Below are 577 nucleotides of genomic sequence, written 5' to 3'. Positions count from 1 at the left end.
GTGCAGGTAATTCATCTTCAACAAAGGGCTTGAAGCGCTTTTTGATATGAATTTCGGGCATCACGGTATCCTGAGCTTGTTCTAAGCCAAGGATGCAATTCTCTAGAATTTTTTCTTCACTTAGCCAGGGGCTTTGCCAAAAGCTCTTTTCTACCTTCCAGGCATTGAGGAAATAGATTTTCTTCACGCCCATTGTTGTGGCGGTTTGAATGATTCGCTTTAACATTTTTGGTCGGGGTAGACCAATAATGAGTGTTAAGGGGAGTGGTGCGGGCGCTTCTTTTTGCCACTCGATATCGAGTTTGGCAGACTCCGTAGTGAGAGCTGTAATAGTGGCTAGGCCAATTTGCTGATTGAGCAGGCCAACGCGTATGTTATCTCCAACTTTTGACTTTAGAGTCTCATGCATATGTTCGAGTTGACGACCGGAAATCTCAGCCAGTGTTTCGCTGTGCATATTTTCGGGGAATAACAGTAGCAGGTTCATCTAATTGTTATTCGCTTACAGGTTCTTCGTTGCGCTTCTTTTCGACGAGTTTTGAAAACAGCACTCCGACTTCAAAGAGAGCCCACATTG

At 44.5% G+C, this 577-nt stretch carries 1 protein-coding gene; it reads right to left on the bottom strand.

Translation table 11 applies throughout. The annotated features are described in order from the left end of the window. Positions 1–487 (bottom strand): RsmE family RNA methyltransferase (locus A3729_RS09245; protein ID WP_068633725.1); only part of this gene is annotated, 487 nt, incomplete at its 3' end. Between the last annotated feature and the right edge of the window lie 90 nt (positions 488–577).

This window comes from Oleiphilus sp. HI0043 (genome assembly GCF_001634935.1).
The sequence above is the reverse complement of the archived record's forward strand: the minus strand, read 5'-3'. Positions and strand labels throughout refer to the sequence as shown.